The organism is Magnetospirillum molischianum DSM 120 (genome assembly GCF_000294655.1).
In the GTDB taxonomy this organism is placed as follows: Bacteria; Pseudomonadota; Alphaproteobacteria; order Rhodospirillales; family Magnetospirillaceae; genus Phaeospirillum; species Phaeospirillum molischianum.
In genome coordinates, this window is sequence record NZ_CAHP01000060.1 from 54,871 (window position 1) to 79,690 (window position 24,820).

Annotated in this window: 27 protein-coding genes; 24 read left to right on the forward strand and 3 right to left on the reverse strand. The window is 58.7% G+C overall.

The features are described from left to right. Positions 1-21: 21 nt before the first annotated feature. From PHAMO_RS17785 to PHAMO_RS17865, 18 genes are all read left to right on the forward strand, one after another. On the forward strand, positions 22-984 hold the full coding sequence (locus PHAMO_RS17785; RefSeq protein WP_002731384.1) for a hypothetical protein: 963 nt from the start codon (positions 22-24) through the stop codon (positions 982-984). 1 nt (position 985) lies between these two features. Further along, positions 986-1,726 carry a hypothetical protein gene (locus PHAMO_RS17790; protein ID WP_002731385.1) on the forward strand — a complete coding sequence of 247 codons (741 nt, stop codon included), beginning with the start codon at positions 986-988 and terminating at the stop codon, positions 1,724-1,726. 2 nt (positions 1,727-1,728) lie between these two features. After that, positions 1,729-3,021, forward strand: coding sequence for a radical SAM/SPASM domain-containing protein (locus tag PHAMO_RS17795; protein ID WP_002731386.1), 1,293 nt, complete (start codon positions 1,729-1,731; stop codon positions 3,019-3,021). A gap of 91 nt (positions 3,022-3,112) precedes the next feature. Continuing rightward, positions 3,113-3,469, forward strand: coding sequence for a hypothetical protein (locus tag PHAMO_RS17800; protein WP_002731387.1), 357 nt, complete (start codon positions 3,113-3,115; stop codon positions 3,467-3,469). Positions 3,470-3,486: 17 nt separating this feature from the next. After that, positions 3,487-4,017, forward strand: a complete 531-nt coding sequence (locus PHAMO_RS17805) for a glycoside hydrolase family 108 protein (RefSeq protein ID WP_002731388.1) — start codon at positions 3,487-3,489, stop codon at positions 4,015-4,017. A gap of 66 nt (positions 4,018-4,083) precedes the next feature. Beyond that, positions 4,084-4,629 carry a 3TM-type holin gene (locus tag PHAMO_RS17810; RefSeq protein WP_162136979.1) on the forward strand — a complete coding sequence of 182 codons (546 nt, stop codon included), beginning with the start codon at positions 4,084-4,086 and terminating at the stop codon, positions 4,627-4,629. 82 nt (positions 4,630-4,711) lie between these two features. Next, positions 4,712-5,437: a PhoH family protein gene (locus tag PHAMO_RS17815; protein ID WP_162136980.1), complete on the forward strand. Its 726-nt coding sequence runs from the start codon at positions 4,712-4,714 to the stop codon at positions 5,435-5,437. Between the two features lie 71 nt (positions 5,438-5,508). Beyond that, positions 5,509-6,309, forward strand: coding sequence for a hypothetical protein (locus tag PHAMO_RS17820; protein ID WP_002731394.1), 801 nt, complete (start codon positions 5,509-5,511; stop codon positions 6,307-6,309). A gap of 56 nt (positions 6,310-6,365) precedes the next feature. Continuing rightward, on the forward strand, positions 6,366-6,632 hold the full coding sequence (locus tag PHAMO_RS17825; RefSeq protein WP_002731396.1) for an LSm family protein: 267 nt from the start codon (positions 6,366-6,368) through the stop codon (positions 6,630-6,632). A 2-nt stretch (positions 6,633-6,634) separates the two neighbouring features. Then, positions 6,635-7,999 (forward strand): DnaB-like helicase C-terminal domain-containing protein, encoded by a 1,365-nt coding sequence (locus PHAMO_RS17830; RefSeq protein ID WP_002731397.1) that lies wholly within the window; start codon positions 6,635-6,637, stop codon positions 7,997-7,999. 2 nt (positions 8,000-8,001) lie between these two features. Then, complete coding sequence (locus PHAMO_RS17835; protein ID WP_002731398.1) at positions 8,002-8,391, forward strand: hypothetical protein; 390 nt, start codon at positions 8,002-8,004, stop codon at positions 8,389-8,391. Continuing rightward, a complete protein-coding gene (locus tag PHAMO_RS17840; RefSeq protein ID WP_002731399.1) occupies positions 8,391-8,774 on the forward strand; it encodes a hypothetical protein in 384 nt (127 codons plus the stop codon). Before PHAMO_RS17835 ends, PHAMO_RS17840 begins: the two co-directional genes overlap by 1 nt. 70 nt (positions 8,775-8,844) lie before the next feature. Continuing rightward, the gene (locus tag PHAMO_RS17845) at positions 8,845-9,180 is read left to right on the forward strand and encodes a hypothetical protein (protein WP_002731400.1); all 336 of its coding nucleotides are present in this window, start codon (positions 8,845-8,847) and stop codon (positions 9,178-9,180) included. Next, positions 9,177-9,419 (forward strand): hypothetical protein, encoded by a 243-nt coding sequence (locus PHAMO_RS19655; protein WP_155801878.1) that lies wholly within the window; start codon positions 9,177-9,179, stop codon positions 9,417-9,419. Before PHAMO_RS17845 ends, PHAMO_RS19655 begins: the two co-directional genes overlap by 4 nt. Next, complete coding sequence (locus PHAMO_RS17850; RefSeq protein WP_002731401.1) at positions 9,416-10,519, forward strand: hypothetical protein; 1,104 nt, start codon at positions 9,416-9,418, stop codon at positions 10,517-10,519. The genes PHAMO_RS19655 and PHAMO_RS17850 overlap by 4 nt, the downstream gene beginning before the upstream one ends. An 84-nt stretch (positions 10,520-10,603) precedes the next feature. Further along, positions 10,604-11,059 (forward strand): hypothetical protein, encoded by a 456-nt coding sequence (locus PHAMO_RS17855; RefSeq protein WP_002731402.1) that lies wholly within the window; start codon positions 10,604-10,606, stop codon positions 11,057-11,059. 9 nt (positions 11,060-11,068) lie between these two features. After that, positions 11,069-11,836, forward strand: a complete 768-nt coding sequence (locus tag PHAMO_RS17860; protein ID WP_002731403.1) for a hypothetical protein — start codon at positions 11,069-11,071, stop codon at positions 11,834-11,836. 19 nt (positions 11,837-11,855) lie between these two features. After that, complete coding sequence (locus PHAMO_RS17865; protein WP_002731404.1) at positions 11,856-13,307, forward strand: ATP-dependent DNA ligase; 1,452 nt, start codon at positions 11,856-11,858, stop codon at positions 13,305-13,307. Between the two features lie 236 nt (positions 13,308-13,543). Here PHAMO_RS17865 and PHAMO_RS17870 read toward each other — a convergent pair whose 3' ends face one another. The 3 genes from PHAMO_RS17870 to PHAMO_RS17880 form a co-directional block, all read right to left on the reverse strand. Beyond that, entirely contained in the window at positions 13,544-14,446 is a 903-nt protein-coding gene (locus PHAMO_RS17870; protein WP_162136981.1) for a replication initiator protein A, read from the reverse strand. Positions 14,447-14,609: 163 nt separating this feature from the next. Next, on the reverse strand, positions 14,610-15,242 hold the full coding sequence (locus PHAMO_RS17875) for a tyrosine-type recombinase/integrase (protein ID WP_002731406.1): 633 nt from the start codon (positions 15,240-15,242) through the stop codon (positions 14,610-14,612). Positions 15,243-15,539: 297 nt separating this feature from the next. Further along, positions 15,540-15,953, reverse strand: a complete 414-nt coding sequence (locus PHAMO_RS17880; protein ID WP_051002477.1) for a helix-turn-helix domain-containing protein — start codon at positions 15,951-15,953, stop codon at positions 15,540-15,542. A gap of 478 nt (positions 15,954-16,431) precedes the next feature. On the opposite strand from PHAMO_RS17880, the gene PHAMO_RS17885 reads away from it, so the two are divergent. The 6 genes from PHAMO_RS17885 to dnaE all read left to right on the forward strand — a co-directional run bounded on the left by PHAMO_RS17885 (position 16,432) and on the right by dnaE (position 24,798). Continuing rightward, complete coding sequence (locus tag PHAMO_RS17885) at positions 16,432-16,659, forward strand: hypothetical protein (protein ID WP_002731408.1); 228 nt, start codon at positions 16,432-16,434, stop codon at positions 16,657-16,659. A 108-nt stretch (positions 16,660-16,767) separates the two neighbouring features. Next, positions 16,768-18,879, forward strand: coding sequence for a cobaltochelatase CobT-related protein (locus PHAMO_RS17890; RefSeq protein ID WP_002731409.1), 2,112 nt, complete (start codon positions 16,768-16,770; stop codon positions 18,877-18,879). Positions 18,880-18,998: 119 nt separating this feature from the next. Continuing rightward, positions 18,999-20,174, forward strand: coding sequence for an AAA family ATPase (locus PHAMO_RS17895; RefSeq protein ID WP_002731410.1), 1,176 nt, complete (start codon positions 18,999-19,001; stop codon positions 20,172-20,174). Positions 20,175-20,184: 10 nt separating this feature from the next. Then, positions 20,185-20,814 (forward strand): sigma factor, encoded by a 630-nt coding sequence (locus PHAMO_RS17900; protein WP_002731411.1) that lies wholly within the window; start codon positions 20,185-20,187, stop codon positions 20,812-20,814. Then, positions 20,811-21,422 (forward strand): hypothetical protein, encoded by a 612-nt coding sequence (locus PHAMO_RS17905; RefSeq protein ID WP_002731412.1) that lies wholly within the window; start codon positions 20,811-20,813, stop codon positions 21,420-21,422. The genes PHAMO_RS17900 and PHAMO_RS17905 overlap by 4 nt, the downstream gene beginning before the upstream one ends. A 4-nt stretch (positions 21,423-21,426) precedes the next feature. Then, the gene (gene dnaE, locus PHAMO_RS17910; RefSeq protein WP_002731413.1) at positions 21,427-24,798 is read left to right on the forward strand and encodes a DNA polymerase III subunit alpha; all 3,372 of its coding nucleotides are present in this window, start codon (positions 21,427-21,429) and stop codon (positions 24,796-24,798) included. The last annotated feature ends 22 nt before the right edge of the window (positions 24,799-24,820 follow it).

Here is a 24,820-nt window from a genome sequence, read left to right on the forward strand (position 1 = left end):
CGCTGAGTTTAAAGGTGGGCCATGCAGAGCTATACCGAGATCACCGACACCATGACACTGACGGCCTCCAGGCCCCTGCTGCTAAACAACGACAAGTCGATTATGTCGTGCTTCAGCGGCACCGCGTTCCCGACGATCAATCTTCAGGTCGGTATGCTGTGCCTGCGCACCGACACCTGGCAGCTCTGGCAGCTCAAAGACGCGACGCCGACCTGGGTGCTGATCGCTGACATTTCGAAAACCTATCTTTCTAAGGAGACGGCCGACACCTATTACGCCGCTCTTGCGCACAATCACAATTCGACCTACGCCGCTCTTGTGCACAATCACGATGGCGGCGCTATCACCGCCGGCACGGTGGCTTCTGCGCGCTTGCCGGCGCCGCTTCAGCAAATCACTGCCGCTGTAAATTGGGGGGCGGTGACTATCGGCGGCGTGAATGGCGGTTGGGCTGGGATCAATTTTTCCGGCACGGGAATGTATTTCCTCGTGGGTGGGGACTCTCACGGTTTTTGGACAGGCTCCGCTTGGAAATGGCATGTCAATAATGGCGTGCTGAGCGTAGGCGTCGTTCCCGTCGCCAATGTTTCCGGTCTGGGCAGTGCCGCCACCTGCAACACGGGGACAGCCGTCGGAAACGTGCCTGCGGTGCAGGCTGATGGAAAACTGCCTGCTTCCGTGATCCCGGTGGATCTGTCGAGTCGCGTCGCCAAATCAGGCGACACCATGACTGGTCAGCTCAATGGAACGGTTTTCAAGTCAACCGGGGCATCGTCTGCTTCGACTGGTTTCAAAATTAGCACTGGGGCGGATCTAGGAGCCTTGTTCAAAGACATTAATTACACCGCAGTTCAGACTGTTTCCATCTCCAATCCTGAGGGATGGTGCGGACAACCAACAAGCTTGTCTGTTTCCGGTGGTATTTCGGGGAACAATTTGAGTCTTGGGATTAATTGCAACTGCCTTTGCAATTGCGGAGGCTGAGATGATTTTTTTCTGCAAAAATTCAGCGTCCAACGGTTTTCACGTTGCCGTTTCAAATCTGGATGACGGTATCCGGGTCGAGCTTCATCTTCCTGATGAAGGTGGAAAATTAAACCGTGTTGCCGCAAGGGATTTTCATTACGAAGATTGGCGAAATCTTCGCGGTTGGTCTGACCGTGCCTCGTGGATGATCACCTCGGATTGCGTTATGAACGGAGCGACGCCGTTTAATCTTTATGAGAGATCCTGGCCCTTTCGCACGAGCGCGGTGGAAACCACGTCAACGATTTCGTGCTTTACCCCGGTTGTCTCTGTTCTTGTGCCGACGGCAACGGCGCCCGTGAGTCGCTGGTCGTATATTGTTTTCGCCGCAGATCGAAGCAAAGTTGTCGGCAGCTTTCCGATTGACGAAGAGGCGTCTTCTGGCGACGAGGTGAGGGAGCGAGTTTCCCCTAAGCTGGTATTTGAAAATTTCCCTGACGCGCTGCCGAGTAATGGCTTTGTCGATCTCTCGCTCAAATTGGTCGATTTTGCCGATAAGCCTGTTGAACTGGACGCAACGGCCGAAGTGTCGGCGACTGGAGGCGTTTTGTCGTGCTCGAGACCTCAGATCAAGAGCGGGCGCGGGACTGTTCGATGGTTTGGCGCTTACACGAGTCCCGGTGACGTTCTGGATGTAAAGGTGGGGTTCAAGCTTTTTTCTGGAACCGACAAGCGGTCTCTGAAGGTGATCGAGGGGTAGCGATGGAGCCGATTTTTCACGAGGTAACGCTTCGGGATCGGGGTGGAAAAGATGAAGTTTTCCGTTTCGACAGCGCCAACATGCGTTTGCTTGATCAATTTGGCGTTCTGATCGAGCCAAAGATTGACGCTTCTCTTCCGACCTTCGGAAGTTGTGGATCGAAGCCTGCAAGGGTTATTTCTCCGACGGCTCCCGGACGAAAGAGTCGCGATCTTTCATATATCAAGCTGCTGCTTGGCTTTTCTTGCAACTTCAATTGCACCTATTGCAATCAGAGGTCTCAGACGCATGATGGCGCAAGCACGGGTGATCCCGAGGCGTTCGTCGAGGGGATGTCCAAGTGGTGCTCGGGCGGGAGCGATGATCTAGGTTCTGGTCTTCGCATGAGCCTGTGGGGCGGTGAGCCATTCGTTTATTGGAGCGTTTTGAAAAAGATGGTTCCCGCGCTGCGGCGACGCTACCCGCATATCGCCCTGAGCATGGTGACGAATGGGTCGCTTCTGACCCAGGAGCGCGTGAACTTTGTGTGCGAAAACGACATCAATTTGATGATCAGCCATGATGGACCTGGCCATTATCTTCGAGGAGTTGATCCCTTAAAGGACTCCTCCATTGTGGAGCTGATTTGTCAGCTTCTTGATCGTCGTGGCAAGGAGAAGGTTGGCTTCAATTGTGTTTTGACCAGGGAGAATTGCTCCCTGTCGAGAATTCACGATCACATCGCTGAAGCTCTTGGTCGTGAAGATTTTGGGTTCTCGACGGAGGGTGTTGTTCAGACTGAGGACGACGGTTCTTTTTCGGTTTCCCCATCGTCGAAGGAAAATTACGAGGATATTTATTTGACGCTGCTGAAAGATGCCATCGAAGGGGGCGCTCTCAAGGCTGGAACCTACAACCTCGAATATATCGGTGCCCTGAGAGCCTTTTCGGAGCACCCGGAAATGAATGCGTGGGGTCAGCGCTGCGGTTTGGACCGGGATGACGTGTTGGCGGTTGATCTTGCTGGCAATGTTTTAACTTGTCAGAACGAGATTGATCCCTCAATGCGAATTGGCCACGTAAACAATCTCGACGCGGTGCGCTTGAATACCAGCTATCACTTTATGGCGCGCGAGAGTTGTGTTCGTTGTCCTGTAGTGCAGCTTTGCAAAGGCGGCTGTATGCATCAGACGGGAGTTGCTTGGGAAACGACCTGTCGCAATCATTACCACTATCATCTTTCTGTTCTGGCCACGGCGATATTCTCCATGACGGGCAAGATTTTAGTAGGGATTTGCTCTGACGATAAGGCGTAAAGTCAGCGTTGAATGATCGCTTTTAGCGTGAGATAATGAACGGGCCGCGGCGGTGCTCGCGGCCCGTTCACTCATTTGAGAGGAGACCGCAGTGTCCGACCCGCAGCAGAACACTGCCAGCGCTGTTCTGATCGGCCTGGGAGAGCTGAAGGGCCAGATGACCTCGCTTCAGGCGTTCCTGGCTTCGCACACCGAGCGAATGGATCGCCAGGACGAGCGAATGGATCGCCAGGACGAGCGAATGAACGAATTCAGCCGGAAGCTGCACGAGCACAATCAGGCCGACATCACCACCCATGAGGCAGTGCAGGAGAAAGTCAGCAGGGCGAAGAGCGAGCTGACCGAGCGCATCACCAAAGTCGAGAACAAGATCGCCTACTGGAGTGGCGGGCTTGCCATCATCTCGCTGTTCATTGGTGTTCTTCTCAAGAAGCTGGGGCTGGTGTGATGGACAGGATCAGGCAAATGGCCACTGAAATCGTGGTTCGCGAGGGCGGCCTGAGCAAGAACAGGAACGATCGCGGCGGCATCACCAATTTCGGGGTGTCGCTACGCTACGCTCGCGGCAAGGGGCTCGTCATGGATCTGAACCATGACGGCGTGGTGGACGAGAAGGACATTCTGCTGGTTACACCGCCCCGGGCCATCGAACTGTTCGTCGAGGATTTCTTCACGGCTCCGCATTTCGACAAGCTGCCTGAGAGCGTGCAGGAGCAGATGTTCGACATGGCGGTGAATTTCGGCCCCGGCGGCGCCGGCATCGTGCTCCAGAGGGCTCTAAACGCCCTTGGCTATGGTCCCCTGGCCGAGGACGGCGGGGTTGGTCCGAAAACCCAGACCGCAGCAACTCTTGCCGACGCTGCCGATCGCCGGGGTCTGGTCAACGGCGTGGTGGCAGCCCGCATCGCTCGCTTCAATGCCATTGCCAAGAGCGACCCCGGCCAGATTGAGTTTCTCGCTGGCTGGATCAAGCGCGCCAACAGCTTCAAGGTCTAGGAGATTGCCATGTTCCCACTGATCCCGCTCGCCATCTCCTTGGCTTCCGAGTTCGCACCGAGGTTGGTGAGCTGGATCGCCGGCGACGAGGCTGGCGAGGTGGCCCAGAAGGTCGTCGATGTCGCTAAGCAGGTGACGGGCGTCGAACGGCCCGAGGACGCTCTGTCGGTGCTGAAGCAGAAGCCTGAACTGGTCGTGCAGCTTCAGCTCGGCTTGGCTCAGGTCGAAGTTGAACTCTATAAGGCCGAGACTGAACGCCTCCAGGTGATCAACGACACCATGCGCGCCGAGGGGAACTCGACCGATCCCTGGCAGCGCCGCTGGCGACCCACCTGGGGCTTTGTGACAGCCGGCGCCTGGGGTGTGGAGGCTCTGGCTATTGTGGGCTCTGTGGCCGGCGCAACGGCTGCCACGCTGATGGGAAAGGCGGCTGACGCCAAGATCCTGTTGGACGGGGTGAGTAACCTGATCAGCGCGATGGCGCTGGCCTGGACGATGGCGCTGGCCGTTCTCGGCGTGCAGATCACCGCCAGGTCTCAGGAGAAGGGGGGCGGCGGCCCCGGCGGCATTGTTGGGATGGCGAAATCCCTGTGGGACGGCGGGAAGAGATAGATTTTGGCTACACGATAAAGTCAGCGTTGAGTTACAATAGGCGATGGGGCAAAAGCCCTCGCTCAACGACCGGGGAAAAGAAATGAAGCAGCGTCAGGCCGCACCCAGAGGAAAGAATGGGAGGGGCCTGCCGCCCCTGTCTTTCGAAGACATGCCGGCACCGCCCGTCAGGGCGTCCAAGAAGCCCTTTGGAGCCATGAACGAGGCCCAGGGTCATTATCTCTCTACCATTGACGTGAACACGATCGCCTTCGGTCTTGGCCCGGCGGGCACTGGCAAGACCTATTGCAGCGTCGGCGCCGCGGCCGAAGCGTTCAGGGCCGGGGAGACGCGCAAGTTGATCTTCACTCGCCCGGCCGTCGAGGCAGCCGAGGAGTCAATGGGCTATTTGCCTGGTGAGCTGGATGAGAAGTTCGCACCCTATTTCGCTCCCGTTCGCGAGGTCCTGAACGAGCGGCTGGGTCAGTCCCGGGTGGATTATGAAATTCAGGCGGGCAAGATCGTGGCACTGCCACTGCCGTTCATGCGCGGGCACACCTTCAAGGACGCCTGGGTGATCTTCGACGAGGCCCAGAATGCCACACCCAGTCAGATGAAGCTGTTCCTGACCCGCATCGGCGAGCCAGTCAAGGTCATCATCGAAGGCGATCTCGATCAGATGGACATCGAAGGTCCGAGCGGGCTTGAGGACGCCATTCGGCGCTTGCGGCACATCAAGGGTGTTGGCGCCTATGAGTTCACGGAGGACGACATCGTGCGCTCAGGGTTCTGTCGGGAAATCGTGAAGGCTTATCGCAAGGCGGCCTGATTGCCGCCCGCGCCCCGTCCCCGAGCGCGCTATATCGGGGCATCCCTTCGGGGACGGAATGGAGAGATCAGATGGACGCAACGACAACTCGTCGGCTTTTTGGCCCGTTCTACGGCTGCGACTTTACGTTCGCGGCGATGGAGAAGATGGCTCTGCGCAAGGTCAGCCCGTCTGGTCCAGCGACCAAGAAGGCGATCGAGGGCGAGGATGAGAAGGTCAAAGTCACAAAGAGCCGCCCGCTGGTCACGGAAAAGATGTTCCTGGCCGAGGCTGAACTGATGCGCTCGAAGTGGTTCGACTATCGACGTATGCACCCGGTTCAGGCCACCTTCCTGTTCGCTCATTGCTACACTCTGGGCGTCAAGCGCGCATGGCGGAAATACATTGACCACGAAGCGGCAGAAAGGGCGCGTGGGCTCGCTGACGAGAACGTGTTCAAGCTGGAGCCGGGTGGTTTCACTGGCGTCTGGAAGGCTCGTCAAACCGCCGACCTGATGGGACTGCCTTACGACTTCTTCGTCAATCGCCAGATGGATCTGGCGCTCGACGGCTGCTGGAACCAGGTTCCGCGACCGTGTCATCTCTACGACCCCGATCGGCTGGCTAACGTCTCACTGGCTTGGGACGAGTGGACCGAAGCCAAGCTCCAGATGGCGAGCGATCCCTGGTATCTGCTCGTCAATTATGTCGGACATCGGAACCAGGACGCTCATCAGGAATGGCTGATCTCTCAGGCCAAGAGGCGCGCCCGGCCCGAGTTCATTCTGTCCACGATATGTTTTAAGGAGCCGATGCTACTTCCCGAGCGCGCCGTCGCTGTTTTCGGGGATAGAAAGATCGAGATCGCTCGTGAAATTGCCTCTTCCAATTAAGTCAGCGTTGACTATACTAGACGAAACGACGCGAACCGAGCGAACGGAGATAGATCATGACCCAGCGCCCCACGCTTACCCTTTCTCAGAAGGGCGACAAGCCGCGCAGGCCCTTCCGCGCTCCCGTCTGGAGCCACCAGCTTGACCTGAAGGATCTGAAGGGGAAGCGGATTAAGCTGATTTTTTCCGACGACACCATCGTAATCGGCACTCTGCTCGAAGCTGACCAGTTCACCTTGAAGGTGAAGTATGGCGAGGGTGACGCACAAGTGGTCTTCTTTAAGTCCGCCCTGGTTGGTTTTGCTCCCTTCGTGGGGGCGTAGGCATGTCAAAACCGGCCCTGGCACTCGTTCCTCCATCGCCGGCAGAGGAGGAAGAGGAGGCGAGAACCTACGAGTTCAATGACGCCTTTCAGATCAAGATCGCCGGTATGGTGTTGCGCGATCCGCTGTTCAATCAGCGGACGGACGGGCTGGTCAAACCCGAATACTTCACCAACGCCGGCGTCGCGACGCTGGTGAACATCGCACTCGAATATTACGGGAAATATAAGCGCTGCCCGGATGTGGTGACGCTGACGAATATCATCAGGGATCGTCGCGCGGCGAAACTGATCCGCAGCGATGTTCTTGATCTGATCAAGGAGACTCTACCGCAGGTAGGGCGCGCCGATATTTCGGATCGCGACTATGTGGTCGATCAGGTTGCGGTCTTCGCCCAGCATCAGGCGATGGAGCAGGCGATCATCAAGTCGGTCGATCTGATCGAAAAGCGCGACTTCCAGGCGATCAGGAAGCTGGTTGAGCAGGCCATTCAGGTCGGCGCCAGCGCCGACCTTGGCGGCGTGGATTATTTCGAGAACATCGAAGCGCGAACCCAGCATCGTCGTGACCTGCTGTCTGGCGCCGCGGCGACTCGGGCGATCACCACTGGCATTCCCGATTTGGACAAGGAGCTTGCGCACGGTGGCTGGGGGCGCAAGGAGCTGAGCCTGATGATGGGCGCGGCCAAGGCGGGCAAGTCGATGTCGCTGTGCGACTTTGGTCAGGCCGCCTGTCTGGCTGGCTACAATGTGCTTTACGCCACCCTGGAAGTGTCTGCAAAGATCATCGAGGACCGTCTCGACGCCAATTTGGCCGACATCGCCGTGCGCGATCTGAAGATGCGTCCGAACGACGTGGAAGCGGCGATCAAGGCAAAGAAGCCCAAAAAGGGCATCTTCAAGATCCACGAGTTCCCGACTGGCACCATGAAGCCGTCAGACCTGCGCCGGTTGCTTGCGCGCTATCGCTCGCAGGATATTCGGTTCGATCTGATCATCGTGGACTATGCCGACATTATGGCGCCTGAAATTCGCTCGGACAGCCCGATCGAGAATTTCCGCACCATCTACGTGGATCTGCGAGCCATTGCCGGCGAGGAGGATGCGGCCATGTTGACCGCAACCCAGACCAATCGCGAGGGCGCGGGCAAGTCGGTGGCGAAAATGACCGACGTGGCCGAGGACTTCAACAAGATCCGCATCGCCGACGTGGTGATTTCGATCAACGCGACCGACGAGGAGAAGTCGATTGGCGAGGCTCGCCTGTTTTTCGCTGCAAGCCGCAATCAGGCTGACGGGTTCACCCTGCGCATCAAGCAGGATCGGGAGAAGATGAAGTTCATCACCAAGGTTCTTGGAAAGGAGTGACGATGAAGTTGTTCGTGCCCCCGCTGGGGACCAGACTGCGGCTCACCGCAGACTGGACCTTTCCTCTTTTCAACGAGCATCGCAATTACGCGCTCATCAAGCGGCTTGAGCTGATCTGGCCTGAGTCTACCACGTCGTATGACCATTGGCATCGAACCGAGTTGAGTCAGGACGTGACGCTGCCGGTGGGGACCATCCTGACGGTGGATCGGATCTATATTCGTCAGGGCCAGGACAATTTCGACAGCATGACCTTCACGGTTTTCGACTGCCCCGATATGCGACTGCGCAGTAAGTCGAAAGGCGGGCCGATAGCCGGTCGCGTTCGCTTCTGGGCCAAGCTGGAAAACATCAATGGTCTGGAATGCGAACTGTTCGAGGAGGTTGCCTGATGGGCAAGCAGACCATTTGCGTGGATTTCGACGGCGTAATTCATGCCTACACCAGCCCGTGGTCCGGCCCCGCGGTGATCTCCGATGGGCCGGTGCCCGGCGTCATTGAATGGCTGGTTCAGATGTCCGAGCACTTCTCGGTGGCGATCTACTCGTCGCGCAGCAAGCACGAGGTCGGTTACGAGGCGATGCAGGAATGGCTTTACGAGCACATGCAGGCGGCCGGCTACGGCGCTCGTCAGTTTGCCGCCCTGAAGTGGCCCACCGAAAAGCCGCCGGCGGTTCTCTATATCGACGATCGGGCTTGGCGTTTCGACGGCCCCGGCACCTTGCCGACTCCCGAGCAGGTGCAGACTTTCAAGCCCTGGAATAAGGCGGCCTAACGCCGCGCGACACGCCGGGGTGTGCTGGGGCACAGTTCGCTAGTTCGCTAATTCACGGATCGGAGGGAACATGAGCGTCAAAATTGGCGACACCCTGTATCGTCACGACCCCTATCGCACGCGCCCGGAGGATCGTATCGAAAAATTCACCGTCGTCGGCGAGACGCGGGTGAGCTGGATTGTCGAGCGTTATCGGCGGGAGATCAGGGTCAGCAAGAGCGATCTGACCTACAACGAGCCGCCCTATGGGCGGCGCCAACTCTACACTCGTGCGCAGATCGAGGAGCTTGAGTGGATAAAGGCCAACAGACCGAAAATCATTGATTGCGTAACGAAAACTGACAACATCAGTCTTTTGCGCGCCATCGTGGCGGTGATCGAGTCTCATGACACGAGGGCGTCATGAGGACATGCTTGGATTGCGCCCTGTCGTATCAAGAGATTAGGGCTGTCGGTGTCGGCGTCGTGTTCATCGGTATTCGCTGCGCTCGCAAGTCGAGTGGATGGAAGGACCAGGTAACAGGCGTCTGGCGCGTCGCCGGCTTGCTGAGCGCTTATCGGCAACGCCGATTGCCGAGTTGGTGGGATCGCGATCGCTGTGGTCCCGAGGCACGCTATTTCCGCTCCAAGGAGAAGACGGAATGAGTCGTGAGAAATCCCAAGAGCTGCTTGAAGCCATCGACATGGAATATTACCTCGATCGCGAAGCCATCGAATATCGGGCGGGGATGGGTTCGTCTGGGCCGCAGCTCAATCTGCGAACTTGCCCCGTCTGCGGCGGTGATGCCTGGAAGGTCTATATTGGCGCCGAGACGGGCCTGGGGAACTGTTTCCACGGGTCCTGTGGTGCGACCTTCAACAAATATTCCTTCATCAAGGCGCACCTGGGCAATCCGCCTGCGGCAGTCGTTCGAGCCCACATTATCGACGTGGCGCGAGAGATGGGCTGGCGCCCGGCCAGGAAGGTCGCCAGAGCGGTAGAGATGGATGCTGGCTGGGAGCTGCCTCACAGCATTCCGCTGCCGACCGAGGATGGTCAGAACCTCCAGTATCTCGAAGATCGCGGCGTGACCACCGAATTGGCGGCCTATTTTCATCTTCGCTACTGTCATGACGCTTGGTTCAACTACACCGACTCCGAGGGTAAGCGGAAGGGTCAGCACTTTGGCGGCCGGGTGATCGTCCCGGTGTTCAATATGGCCGGCAACCTGGTCACGTTCCAGGGTCGTGACATCACCGGCGCCGCCGATCTGCGCTATCTGTTTCCGAAGCAACTGCCAGCGACGGGGCGCTATCTCTACAACGCGCACAACGCGGTGGGCGCCAAAGCCGTGTGTGCCGGTGAGGGCGCTTTCGACACGATTGCCATCAAGAAGGCGTTCGACATGGAGCCTGGCCTGCGCGATGTGGTGCCGATCGGAACCTTCGGCAAGCACCTATCTGGCCGTCTGGAGGCTAACAGCCCAAGTGGGGATGACCAACTCGGGGCCGTGATCGAGCTGAAGACCAGGGGTTTGGTCGAGTGGACCACCATGTGGGACGGCGAAGTGGCTGCTTTGGAGGATGCGGTCAAGGCTGGCGAGCAGATCAGAAAGGTAGGCGTTCGTTCGTTCGTCGCTCTGCTGCCGAAGGGGCGCGATCCCAACGAGGTGCCGCCGGCCGAGGTGATTAAAGCTTACATGCGTCGTATCGAACTGACCCCGGCGAACATGGTCAAGCTGCGTCTCAAGAACCCTTATCGGTGAAAGAGCGGCAAGTCAGCGTTGACTATTGATCCGCCGTCAGCGTGTCAGATATAACGATTGAACGGAACGAAGCACGAGGGACGCATGAGCGAGTTCACATACAGCGTTCGCACGGTCGATATGAAATACCGGAGCGGGACGAAAGAGTATCATCTTGTTCTCGTTCAGAGAAACGACGGGCAGGGTATCGCCGTTGCTCGATGGAATGGTGACGGAAAGTGGGGTCAGATCCAGGTTGAAAAGGGTTCGATCGTAAAGATCCTTCAGTTTTTCAACAGCAAGTTCAACGAGAAGACTGGCGCGGGCGGTTATTTCGTCGAGGCTGACAATACTAAGTCGGAACTTACTTCGGCCGGTATGCTTGCGGCCCTGGGTCGCTATCAGACGAAGCTCGATCGCAGCCTGATCACCTATTTGGTGGGAACTGGCCCCGAGCCGTCTGACGAATTCAATGAGGATTTCGTCGAAGAGTCAGTGGTGCCGAAGAGGGCTCCGGGCGAGTCCACCGCCGTCATCAATCGCAACTGGGGAACCTGGTAGGAGGCAGTTATGCAGCTCAGACCGTTCAAGCGTCACGCCGAGAACCACTACCGCTACACCTGCCCGGTGCTCGGGGTTGAACGCAGCTATGCCGACGACATGGCGCTCTATGAGCAGCACATGAAGGGGCAATGCGTTGGCCCGGCATTGATCCACACCATGATGCGGGCCTCGAAAGATCCAACGATGCACATGCTCGCCTATGAGGGTGAGCGGGGCGAAGAGGTTTTCTACGAGGCCGACCCAAACGCTCCCGTGAAGACGCTGCCGAAGGTTATTGTTGATCGCATCAAGTCAATCTTGATTGTTGATTGCTTCCACGCCCCGGGCCTCACGGAAGAGGACAAGTTGTTGATCGCGGAGATCAATGCTGGCGTGGTTCCGGCCGACGCACGGAGCGAAGAGCGGCCGAAGGCGGCCGGTGGTCGGGGGCGGGTCAACATGGGTCAGCGGCGCGTTGAAAAGCCCGCTGCGTCGGCACCGCTGGCCGAAAAGGAGGAGGCGCTGAAGGTTGGCAGCTACGCCGACGCGTTGAACAAGGCGATCGAGCGCGAGTGCAAGACGGAAAAGCCCGTTCAGCCCGCTCAGGCAGCTCAGGAGCCCGTTCGGCTCGCCGTCGCCCCCTCGGTGCCCCAGAAGAAGGAAAAGCCCACCAGCGCCCCGAAAATGGGCGTCAGCGAGCCCACGAAGCCGGCAGAGGCCCCGGCGGGTAGTGCTCCCAAGATGAGCCTGCTCGAAATGGCCAAGCGCATGAAGAAGCCGGCCGAGGCCGCCTGAACAACAACGGAGATAGACCGTGATCGGAAACGACATCATCGCGATCCTTGAACAGATCGCCGCCACCGCCTCCCGTAACGACAAGGAGGCGATCCTCGCGAAGCACGCTCGCGACCCGCTGTTACGTCGGGTGCTGACCTATGCCTACGATCCATTCCGCACCTACGGTCTCAAGAAGCTGCCGAAGGTCGCCAAACGCGGTGAAGGTCAGAAGTTCATCGGCGATGAGGGGCCGATTTGGGCGGTTTTTGACGCCCTGGCGGGCGGCGTTCGGGGTGCGAAGGCTGAGAAGCTGGTTTCGGACTGGCTGACTCTGCTCGACGGCGACAATGCCACTCTGTTTGAGCGCATTCTGCTGAAGGATTTACGTTGTGGCATTAGCGAAAAAACCATCAACGGCGTGATCCCCGGTTTAGTGCCCAACTTCGCTTGCATGTTGGCTCACAAGTTCCAGGCGAAACGGATCAAGAGATGGCCGGTGCGGGCCGACATCAAGGAGGACGGCTTCCGCGTTCTGGGCTTTGTTCAGATTGGTCGCACCGGCGCTGATGGCACGATCTACGATGAGAAAGTCGGCTTCTTTTCGCGGTCGGGCAAGCCCTATACCACGATGGATCACTTGAAGGCTCCACTCTTGGAAGCGGTCAAGAAGCTCTGCGCAGACTGGCAGAGTGGTCATTTTGCGTCCGACATTGACACGCGCTATGTTCGACACACGAACGCTACTCTGGATGGTCTTCGTGTGGTGGTCGAGAGTGAGGTGGTCTCGAACGACAGCTTTGCCGAGACCAGTTCTGCGCTGCGGAAAAAAGATGGTGTCGCCGAGGGCGCGTCGATGTTGGTCTTCGACGTGGTGCCGATGAGTCTCTTCGATGGCGACGATCAGAGTAATCCAGACCTGGGTGATTACAAGGTTCGGCATCGTCTTGTCGCCGAGCTGATCAAGCGCGTCCCCGTCGGCGCCAAGATCCAGCATATGCCGTCTTATCTGTGCGGTTCCGAGGAGGAGTTGATGGCGCTCTATGAGCGCGTCCGTGCCCGGGGCAAGGAAGGCATCATCGTGAAACCGCTCGATGGTATCTATGAGCGCAAGCGCTCCTATTCGTGGCTCAAGATCAAGGCCGAAGAGACGGTGGATCTGGTGGTCAAAGGCGCCTATGAGGGCGAAGGCAAGTATCAGGGGATGCTTGGCGGCCTGCTGTGCGATTTCGAGGGCGTTGAAGTTCGGGTCGGCGGTGGTTATTCGGACGAGGAGCGGAAGGAGTTCTGGCGTCTCTATCAGCACGATCTGAAGGCGGCTGAAGCTTGGGGCTGCGTTGGCGAGCCGCTGTTGTTGGGGACACTGGTCGAGGTCGAATATCACGAAACGACGCCTGACGGCAGTTTGCGTCATCCTCGGTTCGTTCGTCGGCGTCTCGACAAGCCGGTGGCCGACGGTCCCGGGGCTGGGATTGAGCTGGAAGCTGCTTAATTGCGTGGGGCGCTCTCTACAAGGGGCGCCCCATTTTCACGTCCAGAAGCGCGTGGGAGGGGCGTTAAGGGGTTAGATTAAATGGGTGTTAGAAGAGTTAAGGGGTGCGCAAGCTCTTGGGGGAAAAGCGGAATTTGACGTATTTGCATCCGATGTTCCGAGCCTCTGCATCCGATGTTCCGATACCCCACTGCATCCGATGTTCTGAGCCTCTGCATCCGATGTTCCGAGCCCATTCACATATCCACAGCCTGGGGTGTGAGCACCTCCGCTTCGTTCTTCCGCATGAAGCGCACTACGATCCGGTCGTTTCCGCCGTAGCGGGGTGGAATGTCGTAGCCGTCGGCCTTGAGGCCCTTTATCATGTCTGAAGTGGCATCGAACATCAGGTGCATTCGGTAGCCTGGCAGGCTGTCGCGCTCAATGATGGTCTTCAGATCAACTTTGAAGTTCCGCAATGGACCTTCTGCGCCGCATTTTTCACGCAGCCGAGCCATGCCAATGTCCCATCGCGGTTGATAACCGCAGTGCTTTCGCGCCAGTTCGTAGAGCCGTCGCTCCAGGCCCATGGTCAGTTTGAAGTAAGCTCGGTCGATGGACAGCACTCGACGCTCTTTGACGACGGCTCGAAACATCCATTCATTCAGCCAGATTTCGACGCCGGCCATGATTGGCTTGCTATTTTTGTCGAGGCGCTCTACGACCCGAAAATTGTCGATCCAGCCAAATCCACGGCGCTCACGCTCCTCGGCGGACGTTAGATTGGTGAGAATGGTGGTGGCACGCAGTCGCTCCAGGGCGTCCAGTAGCAGCTCGTAGGAGCGCTTTCCGGTTCCGCGCTGGCATACCTTGAGAATATCGTAAGCTGGCACCACGATCCGGCGCTCTGCTGGCATCCCGCGCTCGATGCGCTCGTTGATGATCGAGGCTGCGTAAATCAGGATGTCCTTGTCCCAGATCGTGGCGATGCCAGCAGAGCCCGGTTTGATTTCGATCTTCACCTTGCCGTCGTTGTAGACCATCGGCGTGGTGCGAGGCTTTTTGGTCAGGCAGAAGAACGGAAACTCCATCGTCGCCCGCTCATCTTTGATGGGTGCATTCATCAGACTGTCGAGAAACAGATCAACTTGGTCAGTCATGTTGCATCCGATGTTCCGCGCCTGCACCCGATGTTCCGACTCCTCGCACAGGTTGAGCATGGAGTCGAGTCGTATATGCACCCGATGTTCCGAGCGTGTTAATGCGCGAACTGCATCCGATGTTCCGTGCCTGGGGACGCGACGGTGCACCCGATGTTCCGTGTCAGATCAGATTGACCACCTTCATCTTGGCTTCCTCGTCGCCTTCAATGTAGCGCTGGGTCGTGGCCAAGTTGGAGTGGCCCAGCATCTCCTGCACGTCCTTCAGCGACCCGCCAGCTCTGGTGATGGCCCGAGCTGTCTTGGTGCCGAAGGTGCGTCGGCCCGAGTGTGATCGGCAGCCGATCAGACCGGCGCGGCGGAAGAGCTGCTGGAAGAGGCGCACGATCGACCGAGACAGCATCGGCTCGGGTATTTCGGCTCCGTGATCGACAGCCGTGATATCGGCCCGCTCGCTGCGCACCAGCGGGTCCTGGTAGCTGCCGGGCGCAACCCGGTAATAGTCAATGATGGTCTGCCGCAGCTCGTCGGAGATCGGGACGGTGCGTGGGCGAGAGGCGCCCTTGGACTTCAGACCGCCCTTGATCACCGTCTTGTCAAGGTGAATGTGGGTGTCGATATCGCCGCCGGGCGTCTGGATGTGCCAGCGCCGCAAGCGGGCAATCTCTTGGGCGCGAAGTCCGGCCTTGAAGCTCAGCAGCACCATGAGGCGATTACGCTCGGGCCATCTGGTGCTCTCGCACGCCAGCAACACTGTGAGCAGCTCGTTGTCCGTGAGGATTTTGGCCTGGGCCATTTGCGAATTCTCCCATTCGCGCTCACACCATTGCTTAGCTTTGGGGGTTCCGTCTGGGGTTGATGGTGCCATTGATTTATCATGTGCGCAAGCACCGACTGGCGATGGTTTATTGAAACCATCGCCAGTCGGTGAGACGGCGCCTTCATCTCCGCCGCACGGCCAAAAGGGATTGGCTTGCGACGACACTACAGGTCGATGCTTTGCATCGGGGCTTGAGTGCCAGGTTCAATCGGACAAAGAAAAACCGCTGGGCAGAAGCTCCAGCGGTTTTTCTATTGGGCCGTCGAAAACCAATCAGGGTTGGTCGGCACGACGAAACGCCTTTGTCAAGTCGTGCTTCACGTCTTCATTCAGACGAGGATCGGTATTGCCTGAAGCCTCGCGAATGAAGCTGAGGATCTCACGTTCGTTGTCGGTCATGGTCGCACCCAGCGAACGCTCTATCAGACGAAGATAGAACGGGTGGTAGTCGTTGAACCAAATCTGCATGAAGCGAGCAGGATCGACACCAAGAACGATCGCGAGCGGTTCGATCTTATCCATCGGAAGCCGCGCATCGCCCTTCTTGATCATGCTGAGCATCTGCGGGCTGGAGAAGCCGGCGTCCTTAGCGATCTGACGCTGCGGCGCGCCGCTCAGCTCGATCTGCTTGGTCAAGTAATCCTGAACGCTCGGGAGACTGTGATTGCGAGCCTGATTGTCAGCCATCACTTGCCTATCCCTTGCATTATCATCCTCGTGATTTTTCTTGTGTCCGACAACACGCATGAGACCCCCTCATTCCGTTACGCAATGCCTTCGAGCAACGCTTGTGCTCATGAGATAAGTGTATCAACGATGATTGATTTCTACGTTGGCGAAATGAGTCGTAACACAGGACACCTATGACAACAAGTCAATTCAGCGTTGACCAATCACCGGCCGGTCAAGAGCGATTTAAGCATATGTCTCAGTCGGAAGTGAGGGTGTGAACCAATGCCTAATTGCAACATTTCGGAAGCGTTTATGAAACTCGGTTATGGTCCGTAACGCGCGTGTTGACCGATATAGAGCTTACTGGCAGAGAGCGATTATCCGCTGTTCTGAAAAGCTCACGAGTTATAATCAGCGCTGACTTGACAGGGTGCATCGCTTATGCGAAGGATGCACTAGGGAACTGATTTTGAAGGAAGTGTCGGAGAGAAGAATGACTAACATCACCCATGCCGCTGCCGCTGATTTCACTCCCCCCGCGCCTTTGGCGATCAGCGAGGCGCGGTTTTGCCAGTTGTTCGACGAGCTGCTCGAGGTGAGGAAGCTTGTTAGCGGGGGCCTGTGCGTTCACTCCGGGTTGCATCCCGAACATGGGAAGCTGATCCTCGTTTCCACCAGCATGGGCGATTTCGCCAGCTTGGCGGATCGCCTCGTTTCATAAGCCGATCTTCATTCATCTATGAATGACACGAGCAGTTGCCGCTATAGGGGCTGCTCGTGTTGTTTTATAAGAATACATCATTCAACGCTGACTTTCGGATGAAACAAGATGAACAACGACGTGATGATCCTTCGAGAGAAGGTTGTTCGGTTGACACAGATGCTCTCTGACCGGGGCATTATCGTGACCCAGCGAGGAACCGAAGCCTATGTCGAGTCTGACCCCCGCACGGGCCGCCCGAAGCGGGTGAACCTGCCCTTCGTTCCCGACACTGCCAGCGAGGATCTGATCTCCGCAATCGAGGGCTTCCTCGACCATGAGGTTGCTCACCTGCTGTTCTCCGACTTCATGGTGATCGGCGAGGCGCATCGCCTGGGGACTCGGATCGCCATTCTCCACAACATCGTCGAGGACACCTTCGTCGAACGCAAGATGACCGAGAAGTTTCCTGGCTCGGGTTACAATCTGGCCGTTATGGGGCACTTCTTTTCGGAAGAGGTCAATCGACCTCTGTTCAAGCAGGCGATGATGAATAAGGACCAGGAGGCCATCCTCGGATCGTTGATGGTTCCAATGATGCGCGCCTGGGCCGGGCAGCAGGTCTTCATCGACTTTATGGAAGGTAAGTGGGAACTGGTCGAGAAGATCGTGGCCAGGATCGGAACGCTGAAGGATCGCGTTCCGCTGGTTCAGTCCTCCAAGGAAGCTCTCGATCTGGCGCTCGCGATCGAAGCGGCGATCTACCCGCCGAAGCCGAAATCCTCGACCAAGGGCGAAAAGACCCCGTCCATTCCCAAAAACAAGGAAGAACCGACCCCGCCGGAAGAACCGCAGGCGGGAGAGGGTGACGAAGGCGACGGTCATGGCTCGACCGAACAGGAGACGTGCGACAGTGAGTCCGAAAGTGAGCCGGAAGATATTGATGCTGGCAACGACGAGCCGGCCGGCAATGATGACACTTCTGGCGACGCCGCTGCCGATGAGAGCGATGGTGTCGCGGATGACGAAGGAGATGCTGACCCCGAACCCACAGGTGCCGCAGGAAGCACCGAACCTGCCGGCGGTGACGACGCCGATCCCGAGCCCGTCGCAGACGCCGATCTGGACGAGGATGACGCGGAAGGAGACGGAGATGGTGGATCGGGCGGGCCAGGTGATGGCGAGGAAGACGGTGAGCTGAGCGACGGAGAGACCGCCCCTGGCTGCGGTGGCTTCGAGGATTTGCCCGAGGACTTCCTCAGTCGGACGATCGACTTTGACAAAAGCGTCGGCGAAAAGATCAGCGGTGACGCCGCCGACGCCATGCGGTCAGCCGAATACAGGCTGTTCACCAAGGACTTCGACATCGTAGACCTGTTCGAGGTTCCCGAGGATTTCGACATGCGCAAGGTCGTGAAAATGGACGATCGCACCAGGTCGATGGTTGGTGTCATGCAGAAGGATTTGGAGCGCATGATGGCCGCCCAGAGCAAGGTCATCAAATCCGCCGGGCAGCGGAAGGGGCGCGTTCACGGCGCGTCACTTCATCGCCTGGCCGCAAACGACGCCCGCGTCTTCTACAAGAAGGAGGAGCATCGCTCGAAGGAGACGGCCGTAACACTGCTGATCGACTGCTCCGGTTCGATGACGGGTTCGCCGATTGAGACAGCCTGCACCGCAGCCTATGCACTCTCTTCGGTTTTAGAGCGGATTGGCGTTAAGCACGAAATTCTCGGCTTCACCACCAAGGGGCTCGGCGGCGAAATCCCCGGCTTGACCCCGGAAATGATCTTTGCCGAACAGCAGCGCGTCGGCTTCCGCTTCACCCGGTGGGAGGCTCTTTACATGCCGATCTTCAAGGAGGTTCATGAGCGGCTGACTCCGCAGGTCAAGGCTCGTCTCGCGGCGGCACCGAAGACCCGCGGTCTTCTCCAGAACAACATCGACGGCGAATGCGTCGAGATCGCCACGCGCCGGTTGTTGTCGCAGCGGGCCGAGCGCCGGGTGCTGATCGTGCTCTCCGATGGCAACCCCGCGTGCAACGGCGACATGCGGGCGCTCTATGAGCATCTGAAGCGGGCTGTGAAAAACGCCGAAGTTCGGGGCGTAGAGTGCATTGGGATCGGCATCGAGGACGACAGTGTGAGACATTTCTATCCGAAACATGTCGTTCTCAATCGGTTGGATCAACTTCCGGGCGAGATCATGGCGCAGCTCAAGAGCATTCTCGCCCCCATGTGACGGCAATACGCACCCCCCTTCCGGTAAGTCAGCGCTGACTATTGCTTGACCGGAAAGGGGTGCGTATAGTGTCCCCATGACAAGCGTAATAAGCGCGAAACGGAACGGAGATAGACGACATGAGCGAGAAAATCACCTGCCAGATTTGCGGTGAGCAGGTTCACGTCATTCAAATTCACCTCAAGGAGAAGCACCCCGAGGTGTCAGTTAAGGATTATCGCGAGCAGTATCCTGATGCTCCGCTTGTTTCCGAATTCGCCGCTACGAAACTGCGCGCCGCTCAGGAAGCCAAGAACAAGACTGCCGAAGAGTCGGCACCGGCGAGCGTCGTCACTGCGGCGAGCGTCGTCACTGGCGGGTTTCGATCCGAGCGTCGGCCAATGCACGAGGTGTTCGGGCTGGGCAAGGTTAAGGCGGCTATGAACGGCAAGGGCGATCCGGTGATAATCACGACCATTGCCGCGTTCGAAGGCTTCGAGGATTTCGTTCCCGATGCCGACTCCAATTACGTCTTCAACATTGACCTGCTGAAGCGCTGCCTGCTGGGCCTCGAACTGAGCATTCCGACCTACCTCTGGGGTCATGCGGGCACCGGCAAGTCCACCATGTGGGAGCAGGTTCACGCTCGGACCAAGCGACCGATGCTGCGCGTCCAGCACACCATCAATACCGAAGAGGCTCACATCGTGGGGCAGATCCTCGCAAAAGAGGGCTCGACCTATTTCGAGCCCGGCCCGCTGTCGGTGGCGATGCGCTACGGTCTGACCTACCTGGCTGATGAATATGACCGCGCCCTGCCCGGCGTGCTGTCGGTTTACCAGCCGGTCCTCGAGGGCAAGCCGCTGGTGATCAAGGAAGCGCCCCCGGAATGGCGCATCGTTCGGCCGCATCCGAATTTCCGCTTCGTGGCGACCGGGAACTCTAACGGCGCCGGCGACGAGACGGGGCTCTATCAGTCCACGATCCTGGGTGACGCATCCAATTTCGAGCGCTTCGGCATCGTCGAGGAGGTCCGGTATATGCCCAAGAGCCAGGAGTCTCTGATCCTTCAGGGGCAGGCCGAGATCGCGAAAGAGGACGCCGAAAAGCTGGTCGATTTCGCTGCTGAAGTTCGCAAGGCTTACGAGGGCCAGCGGGTGAGCAACACGATTTCGCCGCGCGCCCTGATCAACGCCGCCCGGCTCGCGATCCGTCTCGGCAGCTTCCGCGACGGTATCCAGCTCGCGTTCACCAATCGGCTTACCCGTGTGGACCAGGCGGTCGTGGACGGGTTCGCCCAGCGCGTCTTCGGCTAGGAGAGGGGCGATGGACGTTCAGCCCCCTCCCCGCTTCGAGGACTACAAGCGTCTGATCAGCCTGTGCGCTTTCAAGGCGCACAGGAGACTGGTCGCCGCCGGATGCAGCACGACCTTTGACGACGTGTTTCAGGAAATGAGCCTGACCTTTGTTCGGGCGGCACGATCGTTCGATCCAAACAAGGGCGTGGCGTTCTCGACGTTCCTGGTGCGCGCCTGCTGGAACAACGTCAATCGCATGGCCAAGGGCGAAGTTTCCCATGTCGGGCTATCCCTCGATAGCCAGAGTTGGGGCGAGGATGGAGACGAGGAGGGTTTGCACGAGCAGTTCGCCGACGAGAACGCGGTTAATGCCGAGGAGGCGCTCGAAGAGGCCCAGCACCGCGAGAGAATCTTGAACGATTTGTCGCCGTTGACCCGCAGGTTCGTTGAGCTGTTGGACTCACCACCCGACGCGGTGATCCGCGAGCTGGTTGCTCTGAGGGCGAGGGCCGAATTTGCTCGTCGGCGTGGTATCGAGCCGAGCCCGGTTCCCAAGAGTGTCACTAGCGCCTTTGTGGCGCGGGTGATGGGATTGAGCCTCAGCGAGCGCACGAAAGTTTATGGCGAACTGGCGCGGGTTGTGCGGAGGGCGGCATGAGCTGGAACCCTCATAAGGACGCACCCGATCTGGCGCTGGCCTGTTTCGGTTCGGCGGTTGCGCACCATCCGGCATCCCCCGAGTGCAGCGGGTGCCCCTATCTTGCCGATTGCGGTTCAATTGCGGAAGCGACCCGACGCCGGTTGGAGAAGGAGCTTGGGCTCGACAATTTGTCGCCGACAATCAAGAAGCCCAAGAGAGCGGTTACGCCGTCCACCTCGTCGGCTTCCGCGAGCCCGGCGTCGGCGAAGCGCGAGACGCTGAAGAAGGCCGACGACAAACCGATGCCTGCGATCAACATGACGGGGTTGTCGGTCAGGACCGTCGCATTCGTCAAGCCCGTGCTGCTGGCCAGGATCGACATTGAGGCTGCACTGCGTTTGCGGACTAACCCGTTCTCGCTCGGCAGTTCGTTGGGGCACTGGCATGTCGCACTCGACATGTTGTTCGCCGGCAACTTCGCCCGCGGTGATCTGATCGCGGCATTACAGTCCCGGTGCGGTGTCGATCTCGCGGGTGCTCAGGCGCGGGCCGACGCGATCATTCAGCTTTTCATTCATCTGAATGCAGCCGTCGAGCGCGACGGTCGCATCTTTTTGTCGGAGTAATCGAATGCCGCTGCTCATTGGTGCCAGGTCGCATTTTTCGATCGGCGAGAGCACCCTTCAGGTAAAGGACGTTGTGAAGCACGCCAAGGCGCTGGGGTATTCTGGCGTGGCTCTGGCGGACACGATGACGGTCTCGGGGCTCGTGGAGCTGACCAGCAAGTGCAAGGAGGAAGGGCTCAAGCCAATTATCGGCGCCCGCCTGCGGATCGTTGACGACCCGACCTATAAGAAGCCCGCCCGGTCGTCTGGCGAGAAGGCAAAGGACAATCGGGAGTGGTATCCTAAGCTGTTCGCGCGCACCGAGGAGGGCCTGCGCCGGATCATGCGGCTGTTGACCCTGGCCAACTCCGAAGATCGCTTCTATCAGGTCGCTCGGCTCGGGTTCGACGACTTGATGCGGGAATTGATCGGGGGCGGGGATCATCTGATTTTCACGTCTGGGGACGCTTGGGGCGCGTTCCATCACCCCGGGGCGCGGGATATGCTGCGGGAAGTTTCGGGGCGTCTGGGGGCTTCCCAGACGTTTCTCGAATTGGCCCCAGTCGCAACTCCGCTGTTCGACACCCTTAATCATCACGCCCTGGTCGCGTCGGCCGAGTTGAACCTGCCGACGCTCGTATCCTACCCAGCCTTCTATCAGGGTGGCGGGGCGGACACTCTCGATGTGCTGAGCGCCATCAGCCGCAATGTGAAGATCGCCGACCGCTGGGCGTTCAGGCCCGCGTCGCGCGATCATCACGCGCGCAAGCTCGCGGATCTGATCGGATTGATCAAGGGGGCAAAGGATCGCATCGAGGCGCGCTATCCCGGTCTCGATCAGGCCGGCTGGAAGGAGGGCCTTGTCAATCAGGACAGCTTCGCGGAGCTGGTCGGCTACACTTGGGAGAAGATGCCTGTCAGCTTGCCCAAGATCGCCGACGATGAGTTCGCCAAGTTGGTTGAGGAGTGCAAGGAGGGCTGGAAGCGGCGCTTCTCGCGTCCGGCCTTCGGGCATCGTCCGAACGCCGACGAGTTGGCTGAGACCTACCATCCCAGGCTGAAATACGAGCTAGGCGTCTTGCGCGACATGGGGTTCGCTGGCTACTTCCTGGTGGTGCAGGATCTTGTCATGTGGTCGAAGCGCAACGGGATCGCTGTAGGCCCCGGCCGTGGGTCAGTCGGCGGGTCGCTTGTCGCCTACCTGCTGGGGATCACCGATGTCGATCCGATCAGGTTCGGCCTGCTGTTCGAGCGCTTCATCAACCCCGAGCGTTTGGACCTCCCCGACGCCGATCTCGACTTCATGTCCACTCGTCGGCATGAGGTGGTCGCCTACCTGGTTGAGCGCTATGGCGAAGACAAGGTGGCGGGGATCAGCAACTACGCCGTTTTGCAGGCTGCGTCCGCAATCCGCGATGTAGGCCGTGTGACGGGGCTGACCGACGACGACATGCGAGCGACCAAGCTCATGCCGAAGGAGCACGGGCAGCCGGTGCCGCTGGAGAGGGCCGTCACAATGGTTCCCGAGATTGAGTCGTTCGTGACGAAGCACCCGGCGATCTACGGGCACGCCATCAAGCTCGAGGGCGTCATGCGGACACTGGGGCGCCATGCCGCCGGCATCGTCATCGCTGGCGAACCGCTGGTTAATCGGGCCGTCGTCGAGCGCCGGAAGGACGGGGCGACGGTGAATTGGGACAAGCGGGTGTGCGAGGATTTCGGCCTGGTCAAGATGGACATCCTCGGGCTCTCGACCTTGGACGTGCTGGAGCTGGCGCGCGAGCAGATTTTCAGGCTGCGCGGGAAGAAGATCGACTTTTTCGACCTCCAGCTTGACGATCCAAAGGTGCTGGAGAACTTCGCCCGCGGTAACACGGTCGGCGTGTTCCAGTTCGAGTCGGGCGGCATGAGGAAGCTGCTGAAGGATCTTGGGGCGAGTGGGACGATCACCTTTGAGGAGATCACCGCGGCGACTGCGCTCTATCGTCCCGGGCCGATGGATGCGGGCCTGAAGGATCAGTTCGTTGAGATCAAGCAGGGCATTCGCTCCGAGAGCTACGACCACCCCAAACTGATGCCGGCTTTGCGTGAGACGTTCGGCGTCATCGTCTATCAGGAGCAGGTCATGCAGGCCGCGGTGGACCTGGCTGGGTTCACAAAGGCCGACGCCGATCACCTGCGCAAGGCGATGGGCAAAAAGGACAAGGAGAAGATGGCCAAGCAGCGCGACAAATGGGTGCGCGGCTGCGTGGACAACTCGGGCATGTCCGAGGAGGAGGCTGGGCGCCTGTTTGATCAGATCGAGGTGTTCGCCGGTTACGCCTTCAACAAGTCGCACTCGGTCGAATACACGCTGATTTCCTATATCAGCATGTGGCTGAAGACCTACTATCCGGCCGAGTTCTATGCGGCGGCGCTGACCGTTCAGAGCCAGAGCACCTCACAGGATCGCGAGAACAAGCTGGCCAGCTTGCTCAAGGACGCTGGCAAGAACGGGATCGAGGTCATTGCCCCGGACATCAACGTGTCGAGCGACCGCTTTGAGATCCTTAACGACGCCATTCTCTGCATTCCCTTCAATGCCCTGAAGGGAATATCGGACAACACTGCGGGGGCGATCTTGAAGGCGCGCGAAAGTGGCCCGTTCAAGGACGTGGACGACTTTCTTGCTCGGGTCGAAAAGCGCAAGTGCAACATCCGGCACCAGGACATTTTGCGCCGGGTGGGAGCGTTTGCCCGCATTGAGCCCGGGTCGTTGCCGGCTAATCATCCCGATCGGCTGAAGGATCAAATGGAGCTGATGCCCGGCCTTGTCTCGCGCAACATCAAGGCGGATCGCGACATCGACATGGGTGCCGCGACGGTTGAGGCGATCAAGGAGTTGGTGCGCGAGTATCGGGCCGTCGATGACGGCATTCATCCGAAACCGTTCCTGGGCAAGCGGTCGAAATTCATGGTGATCGCCGACGCGCCGAATTGGGCCGAGGAGAAGCACGATCAGATCACCGCAGGCGATGGCTTCGCTTATGTCGAGGAAGCCATGACGGCGGCCGGTCTCGTTAAGTCCGACGGGTATTGGACGACGCTGGTGAAGGCTCCCAAGCGGGAGAAACAGCTCACCAACGACGAGATCAACACCTACGTTCCGTTTCTCCATCGCGAGATCGAGATCCTCAAGCCGCCGGTTATCGTGTGTCTGGGCTCGGCGGTGGCAAAGCATTTCCTGGGGGCGCTCAAGGGCGGCATTATGGATCACGCTGGCAAGGTGATCTTCGATCCCACCCTTGACGCCTCGATCGTCGTCGGGATCAACCCAGGGATGATTAAGTTCGACCCGGCCAAGCAGACGGTGCTGAACGACGTGTTCAAATCGGTCGCTGATATGGTGAGCGATTAGCCTGGCTTGACGGGTGAGTCCG

Coding starts and splice junctions, on each gene's coding strand:
- PHAMO_RS17895 (WP_002731410.1), top strand. CDS start 18,999: ATGAGCGAGAAAATCACCTGCCAGATTTGCGGTGAGCAGGTTCACGTC.
- PHAMO_RS17835 (WP_002731398.1), top strand. CDS start 8,002: ATGAAGTTGTTCGTGCCCCCGCTGGGGACCAGACTGCGGCTCACCGCA.
- PHAMO_RS17840 (WP_002731399.1), top strand. CDS start 8,391: ATGGGCAAGCAGACCATTTGCGTGGATTTCGACGGCGTAATTCATGCC.
- PHAMO_RS17855 (WP_002731402.1), top strand. CDS start 10,604: ATGAGCGAGTTCACATACAGCGTTCGCACGGTCGATATGAAATACCGG.
- PHAMO_RS17845 (WP_002731400.1), top strand. CDS start 8,845: ATGAGCGTCAAAATTGGCGACACCCTGTATCGTCACGACCCCTATCGC.
- PHAMO_RS17870 (WP_162136981.1), bottom strand. CDS start 14,446: ATGACTGACCAAGTTGATCTGTTTCTCGACAGTCTGATGAATGCACCC.
- PHAMO_RS17795 (WP_002731386.1), top strand. CDS start 1,729: ATGGAGCCGATTTTTCACGAGGTAACGCTTCGGGATCGGGGTGGAAAA.
- PHAMO_RS17815 (WP_162136980.1), top strand. CDS start 4,712: ATGAAGCAGCGTCAGGCCGCACCCAGAGGAAAGAATGGGAGGGGCCTG.
- PHAMO_RS17900 (WP_002731411.1), top strand. CDS start 20,185: ATGGACGTTCAGCCCCCTCCCCGCTTCGAGGACTACAAGCGTCTGATC.
- PHAMO_RS17860 (WP_002731403.1), top strand. CDS start 11,069: ATGCAGCTCAGACCGTTCAAGCGTCACGCCGAGAACCACTACCGCTAC.
- PHAMO_RS17825 (WP_002731396.1), top strand. CDS start 6,366: ATGACCCAGCGCCCCACGCTTACCCTTTCTCAGAAGGGCGACAAGCCG.
- PHAMO_RS17790 (WP_002731385.1), top strand. CDS start 986: ATGATTTTTTTCTGCAAAAATTCAGCGTCCAACGGTTTTCACGTTGCC.
- dnaE (WP_002731413.1), top strand. CDS start 21,427: ATGCCGCTGCTCATTGGTGCCAGGTCGCATTTTTCGATCGGCGAGAGC.
- PHAMO_RS17850 (WP_002731401.1), top strand. CDS start 9,416: ATGAGTCGTGAGAAATCCCAAGAGCTGCTTGAAGCCATCGACATGGAA.
- PHAMO_RS17820 (WP_002731394.1), top strand. CDS start 5,509: ATGGACGCAACGACAACTCGTCGGCTTTTTGGCCCGTTCTACGGCTGC.
- PHAMO_RS17875 (WP_002731406.1), bottom strand. CDS start 15,242: ATGGCCCAGGCCAAAATCCTCACGGACAACGAGCTGCTCACAGTGTTG.
- PHAMO_RS17880 (WP_051002477.1), bottom strand. CDS start 15,953: ATGGCTGACAATCAGGCTCGCAATCACAGTCTCCCGAGCGTTCAGGAT.
- PHAMO_RS17885 (WP_002731408.1), top strand. CDS start 16,432: ATGACTAACATCACCCATGCCGCTGCCGCTGATTTCACTCCCCCCGCG.
- PHAMO_RS17805 (WP_002731388.1), top strand. CDS start 3,487: ATGGCCACTGAAATCGTGGTTCGCGAGGGCGGCCTGAGCAAGAACAGG.
- PHAMO_RS17890 (WP_002731409.1), top strand. CDS start 16,768: ATGAACAACGACGTGATGATCCTTCGAGAGAAGGTTGTTCGGTTGACA.
- PHAMO_RS17785 (WP_002731384.1), top strand. CDS start 22: ATGCAGAGCTATACCGAGATCACCGACACCATGACACTGACGGCCTCC.
- PHAMO_RS19655 (WP_155801878.1), top strand. CDS start 9,177: ATGAGGACATGCTTGGATTGCGCCCTGTCGTATCAAGAGATTAGGGCT.
- PHAMO_RS17905 (WP_002731412.1), top strand. CDS start 20,811: ATGAGCTGGAACCCTCATAAGGACGCACCCGATCTGGCGCTGGCCTGT.
- PHAMO_RS17830 (WP_002731397.1), top strand. CDS start 6,635: ATGTCAAAACCGGCCCTGGCACTCGTTCCTCCATCGCCGGCAGAGGAG.